The sequence below is a fragment of the Amycolatopsis keratiniphila genome, assembly GCF_000400635.2.
GTDB lineage: Bacteria > Actinomycetota > Actinomycetes > Mycobacteriales > Pseudonocardiaceae > Amycolatopsis > Amycolatopsis keratiniphila.
Genome location: NC_021252.1, coordinates 3,098,023 through 3,117,182 on the forward strand (window position 1 = coordinate 3,098,023; position 19,160 = coordinate 3,117,182).

A 19,160-nucleotide genomic window follows, 5' to 3' on the forward strand; every position below is an offset into this window, starting at 1 on the left:
CCGACCTGTCGGAATCGACAGGAAAGTCCGATTGTACGGCGCGCGTGGCGGTGATCGTTCCGGCACGGACGGTGAGATCGTTGGGCCGAAAGAGGTGTAGGCGACTTGTGGCGGGTCCCTCCGGCGGGGTCGCGGGTCTAGGGTCTCGCTACCGGTGACCTCACCCGGTCACCGGACTGTCCAAGGAGGTCAGTCTGTGGGGTATTCACCAAACCGGCGAAGAGCGGGATGGACCGCGGCGACCCTGGTACTCGCCGGGGCCTTCGTGGCACTTCCGTCGGCCACGACGGCGGGGGCCGCGGACAACGTGGTGCGAGCCGACAAGGCCGTGCCGCGTTCCTGTTTCGCCGCGCTGCAGAAGCCGGGTACGTCCGGCACCGATCGGCGTGAGTTCACGTCCACAGTAGACGGTCTGCTGCAGGCGCGCCTGGCGCCGCGCGCTGGCACCGAGGGCGACTGGGACCTCGCGGTCTTCGACAAGACCACCGGCGCCGTGGTCGCCGCGTCCGCCGCGTTGCGCAGCCACGAGCTCGCCGAAGGCTTCGTGAAGAAGGACCAGAAACTGGTCGTGCAGACCTGCCGGTACGACGGCCGGACGCGCGACGCGGTACTGGGGGTCGACTTCCTCTCGCTCACGCCGCAGGGGACCCCGACCGGCGCCGCGCCCGCGCCGCAGCGCGCCGAACTGGTCCGGGTCGAGACACCCGGCAAGCAGGACAAGGACAAGCTCCTCCGGCTCGGGCTGGACGTCACGGAGAAGGCCGACGCCACCGGTGTGCAGGTCGTCCTCGCCAACGACGCCGACCGCAAGACGCTGGCGGACAACGGCTTCAAGGCGAAGGTGGTCGACGGCGACCTTTCGGCGCGGTCGATCCAGAACGCCAAGACCGACCGCGAGTACGCCGCGAAGACGCCGGGCTCCACCCTGCCGTCCGGGCGCACGAGCTACCGGCACCTCTACGACTACCAGTTCGAGGTCAAGGAACTGGCCCGCAAGAACCCCGGCCTGGTCACGGCGTTCACGCTGCCGCAGCCGACCTGGGAAGGCCGCGACGTCCTCGGCCTCGAGATCGCGACCGACGTCAAGAACATCGCCGACGGCAAACCCGTCAACTTCACCATGGGCGTGCACCACGCCCGTGAGTGGCCGGCGGGCGAGCACGCCATGGAATGGGCCCACGAACTGGTCAAGGGCTACACCGGCAACAACGCCGCGATCCGCGGCCTGGTCGGCCGGACGCGCAACATCATCGTGCCGATCGTCAACCCCGACGGCTTCGAAATCTCCCGTGAAGCCGAGCCCAGGGGCGACTTCTCGCGGTTCGACTACGAGATGAAGCGCAAGAACTGCAACGTCAACGACTCGCCCAAGGAGTTCGCGACGGGCGTCTGCAAGGCCAACCCCGGCGGCCGTGAACGCGGCACCGACCCGAACCGCAACTACGCGGGCTTCTGGGGCGGCGCCGGCGCGTCGACCGTGTGGCGCAGCGACACGTTCCGCGGCGCGGGCCCGTTCTCCGAGCCCGAGACGCAGAACGTCCGCTCGATCGTGTCGAACCGCCAGGTGACCAACCTGATCACGCTGCACACCTTCTCGAACCTGGTGCTGCGTGTCCCGGGTGTCGCCGCCGTCCGCCCGCCGCTCGACGAGCCGGCGTACAAGGCGCTCGGCGACAAGATGGCCTCGCGCAACGGATACACCAGCCAGCCGTCGTGGGCGCTCTACGATACGACCGGCTCGACCGAGGACTGGTCGTACTGGGCCACCGGCGGCTGGGGCTTCACCTTCGAGGTCGGCCCGAACGAGTTCCACCCGCCGTTCGCCGAGGGCGTCGTCGCCGAGTACACCGGTGTCGCCCCCGCCGCGGGCGCGGGCAAGGGCGGAAACCGGGCCGCGTTCATCGACATGCTGGCCAACACCGCCGACCCGGCGGCGCACTCGACGCTGATCGGCACGGCGCCGAAGGGCTACCAGCTGAAGCTGCACAAGACCTTCCAGACGCCGACCTCCCCGGTGGTGCAGCCGGACGGCTCGACGAAGCCGCCGATCTACGTGACCGACGAACTGAACTCGTCGCTGTCGTCGACCGGTGGCCGGTTCGCGTGGTCGATCAACCCGTCGACCCGCCCCTACGTCGCGGGCCGCTACGGCCGCGAGCCGCAGGGCCCGGCGCAGCCCGCGATCCAGGCCGTGAACCCGGCCGGGGTCCCGGCGATCAACCAGAACTACCCGACGGACCCGACCTCGGAGAGCTTCACCTTCCGCGTGGACGGGCTCCCCAAGGTCGACAACGGGAAGTTCAGTGTCGACGTCAAGTGGGCCAGCCAGGACACTGACTGGGACCTGTACGTCTTCGACGCCGCGGGCAACATGGTGTCGTCGTCGGCGAACGGTTCGACCACGGAAGAGCACGCGATCCTGTACGACCCGCCCGCCGGGGAATACCGGGCCGTGCTGGTCAACTACTCGCAGGCGAACCCGTCCACTGTGGACGATTGGACCGGCGGTGTGTCGTTCCAGTCGCCGATCCCGCCGACCTACGGTCCGAAGGAGGCGTACCAGCTGACCTGTACGTCGCCGAAGGGCAAGCTCGTCGGGCTGACGGACGTGTACATCGACCGCGGCCAGACGGTCGACGTCGGTGAGGTCTGCACCCGGTCGGCGCGGGCCAAGAAGGAGCGCTCGGTCCGGTAGTTTCCTCGCTTCACGTACGTTCGGTGCCGGCACCGGCGTGCTAGGAACGGTCCTTTCCTTGCGAAATTCGCAAGGAAAGGACCGTTCATTGCATGAGAGAGGATCCGGAGCCGCGTTCGCGACACCGCTCCGTTATGGGGTGTCGCGAAAGCCACTTCCGCAACCTTCAACGTTGCGAAAGTGGCTTTCGCAACGTCGCTCCGCCGGCCGCGCCCATCCGGCCGACATCCTGAGCCGCCTGGAACATCAGACGGTGCCGACCACCCGGTCCCGCACCACCCGCATGGTCGCGGCGTCCACAGTGGACGGCTCCGCAGCCAGCCAGCCGCCGATCTCGTGCAGGAACTGCTCCGGCGTCATCGGCGGCGCGGGCGAGGGATCGTCGAGATCCGTGGTGATCTCACCGGTCCGGCTCGGGTACACGACCATCGCCCCGCGCAGCGTGACGCCGGGCAGGACCCGCCGGAACTCGGCGAGGCTTTCGGTCAGCCTGCTCCCGCCACCGCGGAAGGCCCGGCCGTTGCGCAGCAGGCGGTCGTCGTCATCGGTCTCGTAGTGACCCGGCAGCCACAGCTTCGATTCGATGAGCACGAGCCGCTTCCCGCACAGCACCGCGTGGTCGACGTCGGCGAACACCGAGTCCGGCCACGAAAGCCCGTGGAAGATCCGCGCGCCGGGCAGCCGGGTCAGGTAGCGCTCGAGCATGTCGGCGGTGAGGCGCTCGGCGAGTTCGTCGGTCTCGACGCCGGGGGTGCCGAACACGCGTTTCCCGCCGAATTCGGCGGCGAACCGGTTCTTGGCGCGGGAAGCGGCCAGATAGCCGCGCGCGAGCCGTTGCACCAGCAGGGCGGTTCCGGCGGTCAGGAGCAGCCAGACGATCAGCGTGGGGGCCGAGAACCCGACGCCGGTCAGCACCGGTAGCAGGACCAGCACCATCCCGCCGACCGCCGCCACCACGGGGGTGTGCCCGGGGCCCCGACGGCGGCCGTGGCGCACGCGCTCGTCCTGCGCGGCGAACTCCCACCATTCGAGGTCGTCCGGATCGATGACGACCGGCTCTGGCTCGTAGCCCGGTTCTTCGCCGAAGCGGCGCCGCGGCCGCGGCCGGATCGGGGCGCGCACCGAGCGCCCGCCCGCGTCGTAGCCCGCGCGCCGCATCGGATCGCTGAGCGTGTCGTAGGCCTCGCGGACCAGCTGGAACGTGAGGGCGGACCCGCCGGTGTCCGGGTGATGCGACTTCGCCAGCCGCCGGTACGCGGTCTTGATCTCGTTGACCGAGGCGGCCTTGCCCACGCCGAGCACCTCGTAATAGTCGACGTCGGGCACGGGCGGTTCACCTCCAAAGGGCCGGGCCGCAACACTATTCGGCCACCGCCGCCGGGTCGCAACCACCTCCGCGGCGCGTCGGGGTGACGTCGCAGGCATACTGTTTCGCTTGTGGCGGAACGAGGTCCGCCTCCGGCGCGTCCTGGATATCGTGGAGATCGACAGCACACGAGGAAGGATCGCGGTGGGAGAACCGGTCACGGGCACGGCAGCGGGAGTGCCGTTCACCGTCTTGCCGCCATCTGCCGAGGTCAGCGGACCCGCGCCGGTGGTCGTCGCCTGGCACATGATCGACGCGCCCCGCTCCGACGCGGCGTTCGCGGCCGCCTTGCCGCTGGCGGGGGTGCCGGCGTGGCGGGTATATCTCGGAATGCCGTTGTGCGGCGCGAGAATGGTCGACGGCAGCATGGACGCGGTGGTGGAGCGGGCCGTCCGGGACTCGGTGCTCGCCTATGCCGACCCGTTCGTCCGCCAGGCGGCGCTGGAATTCCCCGCCGCACTGGCTGAGCTGCGGGAACGCTTCGGGTTCGACACCGCGCGGATGGCCGTCGTCGGCGGTTCCCTCGGCGGGGCGGTGGCGCTCACGATCCTTGCCACGCGGGAGATCCCGGTGCGGGCCGCCGCGCTGGTCAACCCCGCCGTCCGGGCGCGGTCGCTGGTCGGCGTGGTGGAAACCATGCTGGAGAAGCCCTATTCGTGGACGGACGAAGCGAACCAAGCGGCGGATCAGCTCGACTTCGTCGCACGATCGGGTGAAATCTCGGCCAGGGATACGCAGGTTCCGCTGCTGGTCGTCAGCGGAGAAGAGGATTTCCCGACGTTCCGCGCGGACGCCGACGAACTCGTCGACGCGGTGCGTGCCCGGTACTCCGTGGCCGACGACGTCCGCCTGGTCAAGGTGCCCGGTCTCGCCCATCCGCTGGCCGAAGATCCGGGCATCGAGCCCGCGCCGCAGCTGCCGATCGCGAAACTGGTGGACGACACGGTCGCCGAGTGGCTGGTGCGCCACCTGGGCTGACGCACGTCAGCAGCCGGGGGGCGGTCCCGAGCGGGGCGGGCCGAATTCGAGGCGGAGCTTGTCGGTTTTCGGGATCACGAACGCGACGCCGGTCGAGGCCCGCCAGTTCGCCGGGAGGAAGACGTACTGGCCGCTGGACTGCAGCAGCAGCTTCAGCCCGGTGTACCGGTATTTGTAGGCCGATCCCGGATCGGCGCACTTCACCTGCTGGACCCCGCTCGCGGTGAGGTTGAGGCTTTCCGCGCTGTACAGGGTCGCGGCCGGTCTGGTCGCGATCACCACGGAGGCCTCGTAGGCACGGCTCGTGCCGACGGCCGCCGAATATTCGCCGACCGCCCAGAAGAGGCCGATGCTCACCAGGGCGTAGCCGGTCACCAGTTCGGCGACGCTCGACCGGGTGCTCCCCGTTCTGCGCGAGGTCCAGTGACGCCAGGAGAAGAGCACCATCAAGACCCCGATCGCGAAGCCGGCCCCCGGCGCGCCGGGCCGTTCGCGGAAAGGTTCCGGGTCGAGGGCGATCGCGGTCGTGAGGGCGAGCAGCGCGAGGCCGAGAACGCCCGCGACGGGGGAGCAGATCCGCAGCAGCCGGGCCCACGGGCCCTCGCCGAGGCGGATCTTCAGGAACCGCGTCAGGACGAGGAAGAGCAACGCGGCGCCGGCGACGGCGGTCAAGGGCGGGAGCACCCCGTCGACGCCCCGCCCGAAGATCTCGTCCGGGGTCTGCCCGAGCAGGGTGTAGTGCACGCGGAAGTAGATGAAGTACGTCTGCGTGTAGACGAGCCCGAAGTAGTAGAGCAACGCGGTGAGCAGGGTCGTGTTGGCCAGCACGGCTCCGGCCAGCCTGAGCGCGTGCGACGGGCCCGCTTCGGGTTCGGGCTCCGGTGGAGTGGGGGCGCGCAGACCCCGGCGTAGTGGCCGCCGGGTGCTCATCCGCCCGTGGTTTCGCTCGGCGGCGTGCTTTCCGACTTCGGCGGCGCCGAGCTTTCCTCCGTGGTTTCGGTTTCGCAGGTCCTGGCGTGGATCTTGATCGTCTTGCCGGGATACACCGGATTCGGCCCGATGCTGCGGATGCAGGCACCCTCGCCCACGACCTCGACCGTTACCCCGCACCGCCGGGTGCTCTTGCAGAGACGCTCGAGGTTCTGCTCGATCGCGCCTTTGGCGGTCTCGGGGTCGGTGCCGAGCAGGTCGCTGTTGTATCTGATCGGGCTGCCGGGCACGCGTCCGGGCGGAGGGGAGTCCTTCGTCGGGGTCGTGTCGGAAGACGCCGTCGGGGCCGTCTCTGTGGTGATCCCGCTGTCGGTCGTCAGATCGCCCGGTGCCGTGTCGCGGGGCGTGGACGTCCCGCCGCAGGCCGTCGCGAACCCGAGAGCGGCGATCGCCATCGCCGCGCTGAACAGCCGTTTCATGGACCTCACCGTCCTTGGGGAAGACGCCCTTCTGGGTAAGGACGCGGAACGAGCGGCCCCTGATACGTCCCGGCTTGGTCCGTTCGGGCGTATTCCCCGGGATTCCGCCCCTTCGGGCAATTCCGGGTGGACCGGTGCGCGACAACTTCGCCGCGTGGCCTTCCGACACGCCCGAAATTATGTTAAGAAACTTTACTAACTAACAGGGAGGCGCGTTTTGAGTTCATCCCCGCGGCCGGGGCTCGAGCGGAAGATCGGGCCGCTCCAGGCGACCGCCATCAACATGACCCAGATGTGCGGGATCGGCCCGTTCGTAACCATCCCCGCGATGGTGGTGACCCTCGGCGGCCCGCAGGCCATGTTCGGCTGGCTCATCGGCGCGGTCATCGCGCTGGCCGACGGCCTCATCTGGGCCGAACTCGGCGCCGCCCTCCCCGGCGCCGGGGGAACCTACGTCTACCTGCGCGAGGCGTTCGGTGCCCGCACCGGCAGGCTCATGCCGTTCCTCTTCGCCTGGAGTGCGGTGCTGTTCATCCCGCTGATCATGTCCACCGGCATCATCGGCCTGGTCCAGTACCTCGGCTACCTGGTGCCCGGGGTCGCCGACGACGGTGGGACGACGACGCTCGGCAAGGTGATCGGTCTCGGCATCATCGCCCTGATCGTGCTGGCGTTGTTCCGCAAGATCGGCGAGATCGGGAAGCTGACCACCGTCCTGTTCGGGATCATGCTGTTCGCCGCGCTCTCGGTGATCGTCGCGGCCTTCACGCATTTCGACGGCGCGCAAGCGTTCGCCTTCACGCCGGGCGCGTTCTCGCTCGACGGCGGCGCGTTCTGGGCCGGGCTCGGCGCGGGCCTGATCATCGCCATCTACGACTACCTCGGCTACAACACCAGCGCCTACCTCGGCGGCGAGGTGCGTGATCCGGGCCGGACGCTGCCGCGCTCGATCATCCTGTCGATCCTCGGCATCATGAGCCTGTACTTCCTGTTACAGCTCGGTGTCCTCGGCTCGATCCCGCTGGAAGAGCTGAAGAACGCCACATCGGTCGCCTCCACCGTGCTCGAACAGGCGTGGGGCACGGGCGCGGCCAAGGTCATCACCGTGTTCATCGTGATCGCCGCGATCGGTTCGGTGTTCGCGGGCCTGCTCGGCGGATCGCGGGTCCCGTTCGAGGCCGCACGCGACAAGGTGTTCCTGCCGGTTTTCGCCAGACTGCACCCGAAACTGAACCTGCCGACCGCCGGTGTGCTGACGATGGGCGCCATCGCCGCGATCGGCTCGCTGTTCACCCTGACCGCGGTGATCAACGCGGCGGTGACGGTGCTGGTGCTCATCCAGTCGCTCGCGCAGGTCGCGGCGATCGTCGTGCTGCGGCGGCGACGGCCGGAGCTGGAGCGGCCCTACCGCCAATGGCTCTACCCGATCCCGACGATCATCGCGCTGCTCGGCTGGGTCTACATCTACTTCTCCGCGACCTGGCTCTCGATCGGGCTTTCGGTGGGCTGGATCGTGCTGGGCGTGGCCGCGTTCCTCGCCTACGCGAAGGCGGAACGCGTGTGGCCGTTCGGGCCCAAGGGGATTCAGGAATCGTTCGCGGGGGCGACAGAGGGGAACGGGAAGTGACGGGGGAAGAACTGATCCTGGGGATCGACTTCGGCGGGACGAAGGTCGCCATCGGGCTGGCGGACAGAGCCGGGAGCCTGCTGGTCACCCGCAGGCTCGACACCGACGCGCAAGCGGGCGCGGAGCAGGTGGTGAGCCGGGCGCTCGCCGCGGCGCGGAAACTGCTCGCCGACGAAGGCGCCGCCGACCGGCTCGTCGCGATCGGCGTCGTCAGCCCGGGCATCGTGCTGGAAGACCGGATCCTGCTCGCGCCGAACGTGCCGGGCTGGGAGGAACTGCGGCTGCGCGAACTCGTCGCGGCCGAGTTCGACGGCGTTCCGATCGAAGTGGGCACCGACGCCAAGGCGGCGGCGCTCGCGGAATGGCGATGGGGGGCGCTGGCGGACACCGATCCGGCGGTGTTCCTCTCGCTGGGGACCGGGATCGCCGCGGCGGTCCTGGTCGGCGGCCGGCTGCTGACCGGCGCCAACGGCGCTGCGGGAGAGATCGGGTACAACCTCCTCTCGCCGCAGGACACCGACGGGTTCGCCAGCGGAGCGGCGCCGCTGGAGGAAGCCGTCGGTGGGCGTGGGCTGGGCGGCCGGGCGAGTGTGCTGCTCGGCCGCCCGGTAACCGCGGGCGAGCTGTTCGGCCTGGCCAGGGAGAACGCGCAGGCGAAGGAACTCGTCGGCGCGGCGCTCGACGAACTGTCGATGCACGTCGCGAACCTCGCCATCGCGCTCGATCCGCAGCGCATCGCCGTCGGCGGGGGACTGGTGCGCTCGGCCGACATCCTGCTGCCCGCGCTGCGCGAGCGGCTGGCGGGGGCCGTGCCGTTCCCGCCGGAACTGGTGTCGGCGAAATTCGACCAGGACGCGTCCCTGCTGGGCGCGATCGCGATCGCGCTGGACGCGTAGCGAGATCACCGACCGAAGCCGCCGGACCCCCGCTAGATCCGATCTAGCGAAGGTCCGGCGGCTTTCTCGCGCCTGAGGGGTGAGGCGAGAGGAGGTCGGTCATGGACGTCAGTCCGCTGCGGGTCGCGGTGATCGTCGGCAGTACCCGCGAAGGGCGGGTGGGGGACTCCGTCGGCAAATGGTTCACCGGCCGGGCGGAACACCGGGAAGACCTCGTCACCGACGTGCTCGACCTGGTCGACTTCGACCTGCCCGCCGGGCTGCCGGAGCATCCGACGCCCGACATGAAGCGGTTCGCGCGGCTGGTCGACGAGGCGGAGGCGTTCGTCGTCGTCACCCCCGAGTACAACCGAAGTTTCCCGGCGTCGCTCAAACAGGCGATCGACTGCGCCTACGACGAGTGGCGCGCGAAACCGGTCGGCTTCGTCTCCTACGGCTATCGCTCCCAGGGGCTCTACGCCGTGGAGCAACTGCGCACGATCTTCACCGAGCTGCACACGGTGACCATGCGCGACACCGTGGCCTTCAACCTCCTCGACGGCACCCTCGACTCCGACGGGCAGGTGCAGGCCGTGACCACCTTGCTCGACGCACTCGCCTGGTGGGGCCTCGCCCTGCGCGACGCGCGCGCCGCCCGTCCCTACGTCTGCTGAAAGCTTCTGAAAGGAAACGGAAAATGAGTGAACTGGCCATCGAAGCCTCGGGGCTGGTCAAGGTGTTCGGCGAGAACCGGGCGGTCGACGGGATCGACCTGAAGGTCCCCGCCGGCACCGTGTACGGCGTCCTCGGGCCGAACGGCGCCGGCAAGACCACCGCGGTGAAGATGCTCGCGACCCTGCTCCGCCCCGACGGCGGTGAAGCGCGCATCTTCGGCAAAGACGTCGTCCGCGACGCCGACGCGGTCCGGTCCATGGTGAGCCTGACCGGGCAGTACGCCTCGGTCGACGAAGACCTGACCGGCACCGAGAACCTGGTGCTGATCGGCAGGCTGACCGGGCACCGCAAACCGGCCGCCCGCGCACGGGCGGCGGAGCTGCTGGCGGCGTTCGGCCTCACCGAGGCCGCGGGACGGCAGGTGAAGAACTACTCCGGCGGGATGCGGCGGCGGATCGACATCGCCGCGAGCATCCTCAACACCCCGGACGTCCTCTTCCTCGACGAACCGACGACCGGTCTCGATCCCCGCAGCCGCAACCAGGTCTGGGACATCGTGCGCGCGATCGTGAAGCACGGCACCACCGTCCTGCTGACCACGCAGTACCTCGACGAGGCCGACCAGCTGGCTTCGCGGATCGCGGTCATCGACCGCGGCAAGGTGATCGCCGAAGGCACCAAGGGCCAGCTGAAGGCGTCGGTCGGGGCGGGTGCCGTCCACGTCCGCCTGCGCGACGCCGACCAGCGGCCCGCGGCCGAGGCGCTGCTCGTCAGCCACCTGGAGGCGCAGGTGCTCCTGGAGCCGGACCCGGTCGCGCTCACCGCGCGGCTCACCGGCGAAAGCACCGAACAGGGTGCCGCCGAGCACGCCGCGCGCGCACTGGCCGAACTCGCCCGCGCCGGCATCGTCGTCGACACCTTCTCCCTCGGCCAGCCGAGCCTCGACGAGGTCTTCCTGGCCCTCACCGACCGCACCAGCGTTTCCGAGGAGAGTGCAGCTTGAGCACGGAGTTCAAGCCGCTATTCGAATCTTCGGTGACCGAAGAGCGCGCGCCGGCCATGCCCCGCTATCGGGGCGGCAGGGCGCCTGGCCACTCGGACAGAACACTCATTTCATCCGTGCGCCCTGGCGACCCGATCGCGGACGCGCGCAAGACAAAGGAGGGGACAGCTTGAGCACCACGGCAGTCAAAGACAACGAACCCGTTCTCGCGGCACCGAAGGCGGAGGACCTCGCCGCCGTCCTGCTCTCGAAGAACCGCCCGCAGCGCCCCAGCGCGCTGTCGACATCGGTCACCTTCGGGTGGCGCGCGATGCTGAAGATCAAGCACGTGCCCGAGCAGCTGTTCGACGTCACGGCGTTCCCGATCATGATGACGCTGATGTTCACCTACCTGTTCGGCGGCGCGCTGTCCGATTCGCCGACGCAGTACCTGCAGTATCTGCTGCCGGGCATCATGGCGAGCAGCATCCTGATGATCACCATGTACACCGGGATCTCGGTCAACACCGACATCGAAAAGGGTGTCTTCGACCGGTTCCGCACGCTGCCGATCTGGCGGCCGTCGGCGATGGTCGGCTACCTGCTCGGCGACATGCTGCGCTACCTCATCGCCTCGCTGGTGATCCTCGGCGTCGGGCTGATCATGGGCTTCCGCCCCGCCGGGGGAGTCGGGGGCGTGGCCGCGGCGATCCTCCTGCTGCTGGCGTTCTCGTTCGCGTTCTCGTGGATCTGGACGATGTTCGGGCTGCTGCTGCGCAGCGAGAAGTCGGTGATGGGCGTCAGCATGATGGTGCTGTTCCCGCTGACCTTCCTCAGCAACATCTACGTCAATCCGGAGACGATGCCGGGCTGGTTGCAGGCCTTCGTCGACGTGAACCCGGTGACTCACGTGGTCGCGGCGGTCCGCTCGATGATGGACGGCAACTGGAACGGCGGCGAGATCAGCTGGGTGCTGATCGCCGGCGCGGTCATCCTCGCGATCTTCGGCACCTTGACGATGCGGCTCTACAACCGCAAGTGAAACCGGGGGTAGGTCCCCTGGCGGCTCACAGCCGCCAGGGGACTTTTTCCTCGGGTGCGTAACGGCACGACGAACCGGTGGTGACCGACGCGCGCAGATGCGCGGCCAGCGCCGGATGCTGCTCGTCGAGTTTGCGCAGCGTGTCCCGGATGCGGGCGGTCACCGTCTTGCGGGCGCGTTCGGCCTCGTCGCCGAGCCGCCGGGTGCGGCCGCCGAGCCCTGCCGCGGACCTCAGTTCGGCGAGCAGGGCGTCCCGTTCCCGGTCCAGCGCCGCGGCGCGCGCGTCCTGGCCCAGCCCGGTCGCGGTGTCGATCAGTTCGTCGAGTTCGTCCAGCCGCGCGCGGTACCGGGCCTTCGCCTCGTCGTCGAGAACGGCGTCCCCGCCGAGACTCTTCGCGGCGACGACCACCTCGCCTCCCTCCGGATCGAGCAAGCGGACGGCCGTCACCTCCGAACCCGGCCTGCCGAGCAGGAAATGCAGATCCCGCAGGCCTTTCGAGTCGGGAAGGTGGGCCGTGACGCCGTCGAAGTGCAAGGTCCACACGGCTTCGTCGCGGCGGAACTCGGCCATCGGCGCCGCCGGGGTCCGCGCGCCCTCGCGTGCCCGCGTCACCCTGGCCACGACCTGTCGCATACCGAGCGCGGTGGCTTCTCTGTCCACTTCGGACAGCAGGGTCGCCGCGGCCGTCGCGTCACCGTCGAGGTTGCGGCCGAGGAGGGCGATCCCCAGCCAGGACTTGGCTTCGGTCGCCCAGACCGTCGCCCGGAGGCGATCCGCGGAGAGCACGGCACCGTGCAGCCGGTCCACCGCCTCGTTCCACCGTTCCTGCGCGAGATCGAGCCTGCCGAGCCAGAGGTCGACCGGGCCGGAGATCTCGCAGCCGTAGAGGGAAACCAGCCACTCCCCGCTGTACGGCGCGAGGAGCGCGCGGGCCGCTTCACAGCGTTCGGGATCGCGTGAGACCGCCGCCGTATGCGCCTGACAGCGCAACCACAACGCTTCCAGGTCACGCGGATACGGCTTCACGTCGGCGGCGAGATCGGTGAGCCGGACGGCTTCCCCGACGTCCTCGCGCTGGGCCGCGGTGATCGCCTCCAGCATCCGGCCGTAGGCGTACCCGCCGCGGGAGATTTCGCGGTGCAACCCGGCGAGCTCGTCGAACCGTCCCTCCAGGCACCACCGGGCCCACTGCTGTAACTGGTTCAGGTCACCGAAATGGGGATGCTCGTCTCCTGCGTGGCACGACACCACCTGCTGGATCAACGCCTCGGCTTCGGAGAACCGGCCCTGGAGCGTGGCGATGATGCTCTGGTCGATCCGGGACGCCAGCTGCGAACTCGGCGCCCTCCCGGTGGCCGCCAGAGCGAGGAACTCCTGGTATTGCTCGAAATACCGGGGATCGCCCTGTTCGAGCAGCGCCACCCACTTGAACGACGCCGCGTAGTGCTCCAATTCCGGGTTCGAGGTGCGGCGGCCGACGAGGACCAGTTCGTCGGTGAGCCGCTCGCGTTCCGCGGCGCTGCCGGGCCCCCAGATCGCGTCGTGCCGGGCCCACAAACCGAACAACAGGGCGGAATCGTCCTGATCGTCGCGGGCGGTGATCATGATGTGCGCGGTCAGTTCCTGCGTCATCTCTTCGACGGTGACGTCCCGGCCGGGCTCGCGGCCGCACAGCCGTCCGTGCGCTTCGGTGAGCACCTTGACCGTCTCGTCGACCCGCAGGCCTTTGTGGTCGGCGCGGATCAGGGTCAACGCGAGCCGGGCGAGGAGATCGTCGTCGTCGAGTTCACGGATGAGCGCCGCGACGTCGTCGAGGACCTGCCTGCCCTCCTCCGTTTCCTGGTGGCGGGTCAGGTGCGCGCCCAGTTCGAGCGCGATGACCGCCTGCCGCCGCCGGTCTTCGACGATCTCCATCGCCCGCCGGTAGTGCGCGGTCGTCTCCTCGATCGCCATCCGGCCGGTGGCGTCGATCGCGGCGGCGAGCAGCAGGTCGACGGCCTCGTCCGGATCGAGTTCCCGGCCCGCGAGCAGCGCGTGCCGGGCCATGTCCGCGGGGAAGAGCCGGTCCGGCGACGACGGCGTCTCGCGGGCGGCCGCGACGACCGCGGCGTGGTGCTTGCGGCGCTCCGGTTCGGACAGGCTCGCGTACAGCGTCTCGCGGACGAGGTCGTGGGCGAAGGCGAACCGGCCCTGCCCGTGCACCACGACCAGCCGCGCCGCGACGGCCTGGTCGAGCAGCCGGTCCACCTGCGGCACGGGCGCCGACGCCACCCCCGCGAGCAGACGGCGGTGGAACTCCCTGCCGAGTACGGACGCGGTGGTCAGCAGGTCGAGGACCGGCTGGGGGAGCAGGGAAAGCCGCCTCTGCAGGGCGTCGGCCACGCCGGGCGCGATGGTCTCGGCGGAACCGCCGCTGTGCCACAGCCGCGCCGTCTGCTCGACGAAGAACGGATTCCCGCCGGTGCGGCGATGGACCTCGGCGACCAGCGCGTCGTCGGGCTCCGCACCCGCCGTCCTGGCCATGAGCGTGCCGACCTCGTCCGGTTCGAGGCCGGTGAGAGTGACCGAAGTGGCCTTCGCGAGCAACGGCAGCATGAGCGAGCGAAGCGGATGATCGGTCGCTTCGACCTCGACATCCCGGTACGTGCCGATCAGCAGCAGCCGTTCGAACCAGGTGTGCTGGGCGGCGAACTCCAGCAGCCGCAGCGACGCGGCATCGGCCCAGTGCAGATCGTCGAGCACCACGACGACCGGCTGGTCCTGGGAAGCGGCCACCAGCACGCTCGTCACCGCGTCGTACAAGCGGAACCCGTCCGCCGCGCCGTCGCCGCGCGCCTCGCCGAGCAGGACGTCCAGCGCGCTGTCGGCCATCGCGGCCCAGCAGCGCTCGCCGACCGCGCGCCGCAGCCCGCGGACCACCTGCGTCCACGGCCAGTAGCCCGGAGCGCTCGCGGAGTCCCAGCAGGACCCGTTGAGCACGAGGGCGCCGAGCCGTTTCGCTTCTTCGGCGGCGCCCGTGACGAGCGTGGTCTTGCCGATTCCGGCTTCCCCGGTGACCAGCACCAGCCCGCCGTGGCTTTCGGCGGCGCGGGCGATCTCCGCGCGGAGCACCCCCGCGGGATGGTCACGTCCGATGAGCGCGGCTGACATGTCCGAATCCTCCCAGTAGGGTCCGACAATCTCACGACGCGCGCCCGCTGTCAGGCGTTACCCGTGGTCCGCGGTGACCGAGGGTGACCGACGTCTCCCGGTCTCCGGGAACCTTCGGCGGGGAAAAAAGCGACTTTCTGGACGTGAGTAATCGAGTGGGACGGCGGGTGAACAGCCGTCGAAATTCCTGCCCCGAAGGGCGAAGGCGGCCTGTTGTGCCAGGTCAGGTGATCGCGGGCTGGAGTAGGGTGCAGAGTATGGGGAGCATTCGCTCGCGCGTGCTGGCTTGGATCGGCCGCCGTTACCTCGCGCGTCAGCAGAAGAACGGTTTCGACCTGTCCAAGATGTCGATCATCCCGGACAACGCGCTGCTGCCGCTCAAGCGCGACGGTCTCGACCCGGTGGCCGAGCTGGGCCGGATCCGCGCCGCGGAGCCGATCAGCAAGCTCGACCTGCCGTTCGGGATGAACGGCTGGCTGGTCACCGGCTACGACGAGGCCAAGGCCGTGCTGGGCAAGGTCGGCGAGTTCAGCAGCGACTTCACGAACCTGGTCGGGAACGCCGGCGTGACCGAAGACCAGAACCCGGGTGGGCTCGGCTTCGCCGATCCGCCGGTGCACACCCGGCTGCGGCGGCTGCTCACGCCGGAGTTCACCATGCGGCGGCTCTCGCGCCTGACGCCGCGGATCGACGAGATCGTCGCCGAGCAGCTCGACGCGATGGAGAAGGCGGACGGCCCCGTCGATCTGTGGGAAGCCTTCGCGCTGCCGATCCCGTCGCTGACGATCTGTGAGCTGCTGGGCGTCCCGTACGAGGATCGCGACGACTTCCAGCGGCTGAGCACCGCGCGGTTCGACCTCTTCGGCGGCGCGGGGGCGTCACTCGGCGCGATGACCGAGTCACTGTCCTATCTGGACGAGATCGTCAAGAAGCAGCGTGAGAAGCCGGGCGACGGCTTGCTCGGCATGCTCATCAAGGAGCACGGCGACGAGATCGACGACCGCGAACTGGCGGGCCTCGCCGACGGCGTGCTCACCGGCGGACTGGAGACCACGGCGAGCATGCTCGCGCTCGGCGCGCTCGTGCTGCTCAAGGATCGCGAGCTGTTCGAGACCGTCCGGGGCGACGACGAGGCCGTCCACAAGTTCGTCGAAGAACTCCTGCGGTACCTGACCGTGGTGCAGATGGCCTTCCCGCGGTTCGCCAAGGAGGACATGGAGATCGCCGGCGTCCGGATCGCGAAGGGCGACATCGTGCTGGTGTCGCTCAGCGTCGCGAACCGCGACGGCGTCCTCGGCGAGGACATGGAGAAGTTCGACGCGACCCGCGAGCCGACGTCGCATCTCGCCTTCGGCTGGGGCATCCACCGCTGCATCGGTGCCGAGCTGGCCAGGATGGAACTGCGCACCGCGTATCCCGCGCTGATCCGCCGGTTCCCGGAGATGCGGCTGGCGGTCGAGCCGGAAGAGGTCGGCTTCCGGAAGGTCTCCATCGTCTACGGTGTCGACGCGCTGCCCGTGCTGCTGGACTGATCCTCAGGCGACTCCTCTCGGGCGGAACTGGATGCTGATCCTCGGCCCGACCGGTTTGGCGGTCTTGGGGACGGCGTGTTCCCAGGTGCGCTGGCAGCTGCCGCCCATGACGATCAGGTCGCCGTGGCCGAGGGCGTGGCGGACCGTCTCGCCTCCGCCACGCGGGCGCAGCGCCAGCTGCCGGGCGGCGCCGACCGAGACGATCGCGACCATGGTGTCCTCGGTGCGGGAGCGGCCGGTGTCGTCGCCGTGCCAGGCGACACTGTCGCGACCGTCCCGGTAGAAGCACAGACCGGAGGTCACGAACGGCTCGCCGAGCTCTTCCGCGTAGTGCGCCGAAAGCGCCTCCCGTGCCTCCGTGAGGATCGGGTGGGGGAGCGGAATGCCCTCGCGGTAGTAGCTCAGCAGCCGGGGAACGGCGACGACACGGTCGTACATCTGCCGTCGTTCGGCGTGCCACGGCACGTCTTCGGCGAGCCGGGTGAACAGCTCGTCGGCGCCGGTGAGCCAGCCGGGCAGCACGTCGATCCAGGCGCCGCGGGTCAGCTCGGTGCGCCGGAGCCCGTCGAGCGAGCCGAGCCCGAGCGCCGCGCACTCGTCGAACAGCGAGGCTTGAAGGGCGGGAGTCATGACATCCGAACCTACCCCGGTTCCGATCATTTGTCGAACGGGTGTTCGAGTGGGTAAATGACCTGCTTCTGTCGGTGCGGTCGGGCACGATGGTCGGCATGATCCACACAGTGACGTCCGCGGACGGGACGCCGATCGCGTTCGAACGGCGCGGCGAGGGCCCGGCGCTGGTCGTCGTCGCGGGCGCGGGCAACGATCGGCACGGTGACGAACCGCTGGTCGCGGAGCTGACGGCCGAGTTCTCCGTGGTGACCTACGACCGCCGGGGCCGGGGCGACAGCGGCGACACCGCGCCGTACTCGGCCGAGCGTGAGATCGAGGACCTGGCCGCGGTCGTCGCCGCGCTCGGTGAGCCGGTGATCGTGCACGGCATCTCCTCCGGCGGCGCGCTGGCGCTCCTGGCGGCCGCGGCGGGCGTGCCGATGGAGCGGCTGTCCGTCTTCGAGCCGCCTTATCGCGGCGAGACGGAAGAAGTCCCCGAGGGGTACGCCGGCGAGATGCGCGAGCTGGTCGCGGCGGACCGCTGGGACGACGCCGTCGCGCTGTTCACGATGTCCGCGGTCGGCACGCCGGCGGAGGCCGTCGCCGCGGCCAAGGCGACGCCGATGTGGGCGGAGTTGCGATCGTTCGCGCCCACGCTCGTTTACGACGCCTTCGTGATGAGGGATTCCAAGGTGCCGGGCGAACTGGCGTCGATCGCGACACCCGTGCTCGTGGTGAACAGCAACGGCAGCACCGACTGGTTGAAGGCCGCCGCTCTCGCCGCGGCGAAGACGGTCCCGGGAGCGCGGCAGGTCGAGCTGGACGGGGAGTTCCACAGCGTCGCACCCGAGCGGCTCGTGCCGGAACTCAGCGCCTTCTACCGGGATCCTCGCTGAGGCGCAGGTAGGCCTCGCCGCGCGGGGAGATCCGGTAGCCGACCTCGAGGCTGAGCGTCAGGCCGAGGTTCTTCAGCTTGCGGATGTCGACCTTCAACGGTTCCTTCTCGCGGCCGAGGAGGTCGGCGAGCTCCTGCGCGCGGCGGCCGGGGTGCTCGGCGATAAGCCGCAAGGTCTCGTGCGTCCACGGGCGGTGTCTGTCCATCTTGGACAAGCGCTTGCCGATGGCTTCGACGTCCTTTTCGGACAGTCCGGCGTCCGCGCTGAGCGCGTGCCGGGGATCGGGGCCGAGGTAGCGCAGCCGGATCCGGTACACAGGGGCGTCCGCAGGGCCACGGAGTGTCGCGCGGACGGCGTTCGCGGACTCCGCGCCCGATCGGCGGGCCTCGGCCTCGGTGATGCCGTCCGGGTCGACGATCTCGACCGAGACGACCTCGATCACCCCGGCCTCCAGGCGCAGGACGTCACCGGGGTGGACGTTCTGTTTCGACCAGCGCCGGAAGGCGAGGTCGATCGTCCCGGCCGCCAGTCCTTCGAGGACCGTCAAGGAGAGGATCATCGTCGTTACCCAATCAGCGGGACGCCGGGGCGTCAACGTCTTGTCCGACGACGGTTCGTGCTCGTACAGTCGCAGCCTGGTCCTGGTCTGGACCATCACCGCCGCCCTGAGTGTGCAGGAGGCAGGATGCGGAGACGACTTCGGACCGCCGGGGTGGTCGCGACGGCCGTCCTCGGCCTGATCGCGTCGGCGATACCGGCGAACGCCCAGGTCGGAACGGGCCCGTGGACGGCGGAGAGTCCGTCGTTCAACGTGCAGGAACGCGGATGCGGCCAGGTCGACGGGCTGAACTTCGAGCTGACCTGCTCCACCGGAAGCGGGGACCAACGGGCGGAACGACGCTACGTGACCTACACCGGCGGGACCCGGCAGTTCGAGGGTTCGTTCCGGATCACCAGCATGGCGGGCAGCCGGATCAGCCTGAAGCAGACCTTCCGCGACGCGCCGACCGCCGGTCCGTACTTCATGCTCGCGGTCGAACGCGGCGGGCGGCTCTACGCCGTGCACGGCGGGGACACCCTGGGGAGCGGCGCGACCGTCGGGACGTCGGTGCGGGTCAACACCGTGCACCAGGTCGGGAGCACGCACAAGGTGTACATCAACGGTTCGCTGAAGCAGACCGTGAGCAGCAGCGGCGGGAGCTACTACGACAAGTTCGGCGCCTACCGGACGGCCAGTGGCGCCGGGCCGGTCAAGGTGACCTGGAGCGGGATCAAGTTCTGGCGGAAGTGAGCCGCCGCCTCGTGAGTGGCGAAGACGGT

The 19,160-nt window shown here is 69.6% G+C and carries 16 protein-coding genes; 10 read left to right on the forward strand and 6 right to left on the reverse strand.

The features are described from left to right. The first annotated feature begins 196 nt into the window (after positions 1–196). Positions 197–2,695: a M14 family zinc carboxypeptidase gene (locus AORI_RS55480; RefSeq protein ID WP_016333253.1), complete on the forward strand. Its 2,499-nt coding sequence runs from the start codon at positions 197–199 to the stop codon at positions 2,693–2,695. Between the two features lie 246 nt (positions 2,696–2,941). On the opposite strand, the gene AORI_RS55485 is transcribed toward AORI_RS55480, so the two are convergent. Continuing rightward, positions 2,942–4,021, reverse strand: a complete 1,080-nt coding sequence (locus AORI_RS55485) for a J domain-containing protein (protein ID WP_016333254.1) — start codon at positions 4,019–4,021, stop codon at positions 2,942–2,944. 184 nt (positions 4,022–4,205) lie between these two features. On the opposite strand from AORI_RS55485, the gene AORI_RS55490 reads away from it, so the two are divergent. After that, positions 4,206–5,039, forward strand: coding sequence for an alpha/beta hydrolase family protein (locus AORI_RS55490; RefSeq protein WP_228688352.1), 834 nt, complete (start codon positions 4,206–4,208; stop codon positions 5,037–5,039). Positions 5,040–5,045: 6 nt separating this feature from the next. Here the strand turns inward: AORI_RS55490 and AORI_RS55495 are convergent, their stop codons facing one another. Both AORI_RS55495 and AORI_RS55500 read right to left on the reverse strand, forming a co-directional pair. Beyond that, a complete protein-coding gene (locus tag AORI_RS55495) occupies positions 5,046–5,969 on the reverse strand; it encodes a hypothetical protein (protein ID WP_043848033.1) in 924 nt (307 codons plus the stop codon). Continuing rightward, a complete protein-coding gene (locus AORI_RS55500) occupies positions 5,966–6,448 on the reverse strand; it encodes a hypothetical protein (RefSeq protein WP_016333257.1) in 483 nt (160 codons plus the stop codon). The genes AORI_RS55495 and AORI_RS55500 overlap by 4 nt, the downstream gene beginning before the upstream one ends. Before the next feature lie 217 nt (positions 6,449–6,665). Here AORI_RS55500 and AORI_RS55505 point away from each other — a divergent pair, with 217 nt between their 5' ends. The 5 genes from AORI_RS55505 to AORI_RS55525 all read left to right on the forward strand — a co-directional run bounded on the left by AORI_RS55505 (position 6,666) and on the right by AORI_RS55525 (position 11,649). Continuing rightward, on the forward strand, positions 6,666–8,075 hold the full coding sequence (locus tag AORI_RS55505) for an APC family permease (RefSeq protein WP_016333258.1): 1,410 nt from the start codon (positions 6,666–6,668) through the stop codon (positions 8,073–8,075). Then, on the forward strand, positions 8,072–8,971 hold the full coding sequence (locus AORI_RS55510) for an ROK family protein (protein ID WP_016333259.1): 900 nt from the start codon (positions 8,072–8,074) through the stop codon (positions 8,969–8,971). Before AORI_RS55505 ends, AORI_RS55510 begins: the two co-directional genes overlap by 4 nt. 101 nt (positions 8,972–9,072) lie before the next feature. After that, positions 9,073–9,624, forward strand: coding sequence for an NADPH-dependent FMN reductase (locus tag AORI_RS55515; RefSeq protein WP_016333260.1), 552 nt, complete (start codon positions 9,073–9,075; stop codon positions 9,622–9,624). A 23-nt stretch (positions 9,625–9,647) separates the two neighbouring features. Further along, positions 9,648–10,628 carry a daunorubicin resistance protein DrrA family ABC transporter ATP-binding protein gene (locus tag AORI_RS55520; RefSeq protein WP_016333261.1) on the forward strand — a complete coding sequence of 327 codons (981 nt, stop codon included), beginning with the start codon at positions 9,648–9,650 and terminating at the stop codon, positions 10,626–10,628. A 169-nt stretch (positions 10,629–10,797) separates the two neighbouring features. Then, positions 10,798–11,649 (forward strand): ABC transporter permease, encoded by an 852-nt coding sequence (locus AORI_RS55525; RefSeq protein ID WP_016333262.1) that lies wholly within the window; start codon positions 10,798–10,800, stop codon positions 11,647–11,649. Between the two features lie 25 nt (positions 11,650–11,674). Here the strand turns inward: AORI_RS55525 and AORI_RS55530 are convergent, their stop codons facing one another. Next, a complete protein-coding gene (locus AORI_RS55530) occupies positions 11,675–14,800 on the reverse strand; it encodes an ATP-binding protein (RefSeq protein WP_016333263.1) in 3,126 nt (1,041 codons plus the stop codon). A 257-nt stretch (positions 14,801–15,057) separates the two neighbouring features. Here AORI_RS55530 and AORI_RS55535 point away from each other — a divergent pair, with 257 nt between their 5' ends. Further along, positions 15,058–16,332, forward strand: coding sequence for a cytochrome P450 (locus AORI_RS55535; RefSeq protein ID WP_043848034.1), 1,275 nt, complete (start codon positions 15,058–15,060; stop codon positions 16,330–16,332). Between the two features lie 3 nt (positions 16,333–16,335). Here the strand turns inward: AORI_RS55535 and AORI_RS55540 are convergent, their stop codons facing one another. Beyond that, on the reverse strand, positions 16,336–16,962 hold the full coding sequence (locus AORI_RS55540) for an alpha-ketoglutarate-dependent dioxygenase AlkB (RefSeq protein ID WP_016333265.1): 627 nt from the start codon (positions 16,960–16,962) through the stop codon (positions 16,336–16,338). A 98-nt stretch (positions 16,963–17,060) separates the two neighbouring features. On the opposite strand from AORI_RS55540, the gene AORI_RS55545 reads away from it, so the two are divergent. Beyond that, positions 17,061–17,840 carry an alpha/beta fold hydrolase gene (locus AORI_RS55545; RefSeq protein ID WP_043848744.1) on the forward strand — a complete coding sequence of 260 codons (780 nt, stop codon included), beginning with the start codon at positions 17,061–17,063 and terminating at the stop codon, positions 17,838–17,840. Here the strand turns inward: AORI_RS55545 and AORI_RS55550 are convergent. Next, positions 17,812–18,495, reverse strand: coding sequence for a hypothetical protein (locus tag AORI_RS55550; protein ID WP_228688353.1), 684 nt, complete (start codon positions 18,493–18,495; stop codon positions 17,812–17,814). The genes AORI_RS55545 and AORI_RS55550 overlap by 29 nt on opposite strands. 30 nt (positions 18,496–18,525) lie before the next feature. Here AORI_RS55550 and AORI_RS55555 point away from each other — a divergent pair, with 30 nt between their 5' ends. Then, on the forward strand, positions 18,526–19,131 hold the full coding sequence (locus tag AORI_RS55555; protein ID WP_016333268.1) for a LamG domain-containing protein: 606 nt from the start codon (positions 18,526–18,528) through the stop codon (positions 19,129–19,131). Positions 19,132–19,160: the final 29 nt, after the last annotated feature.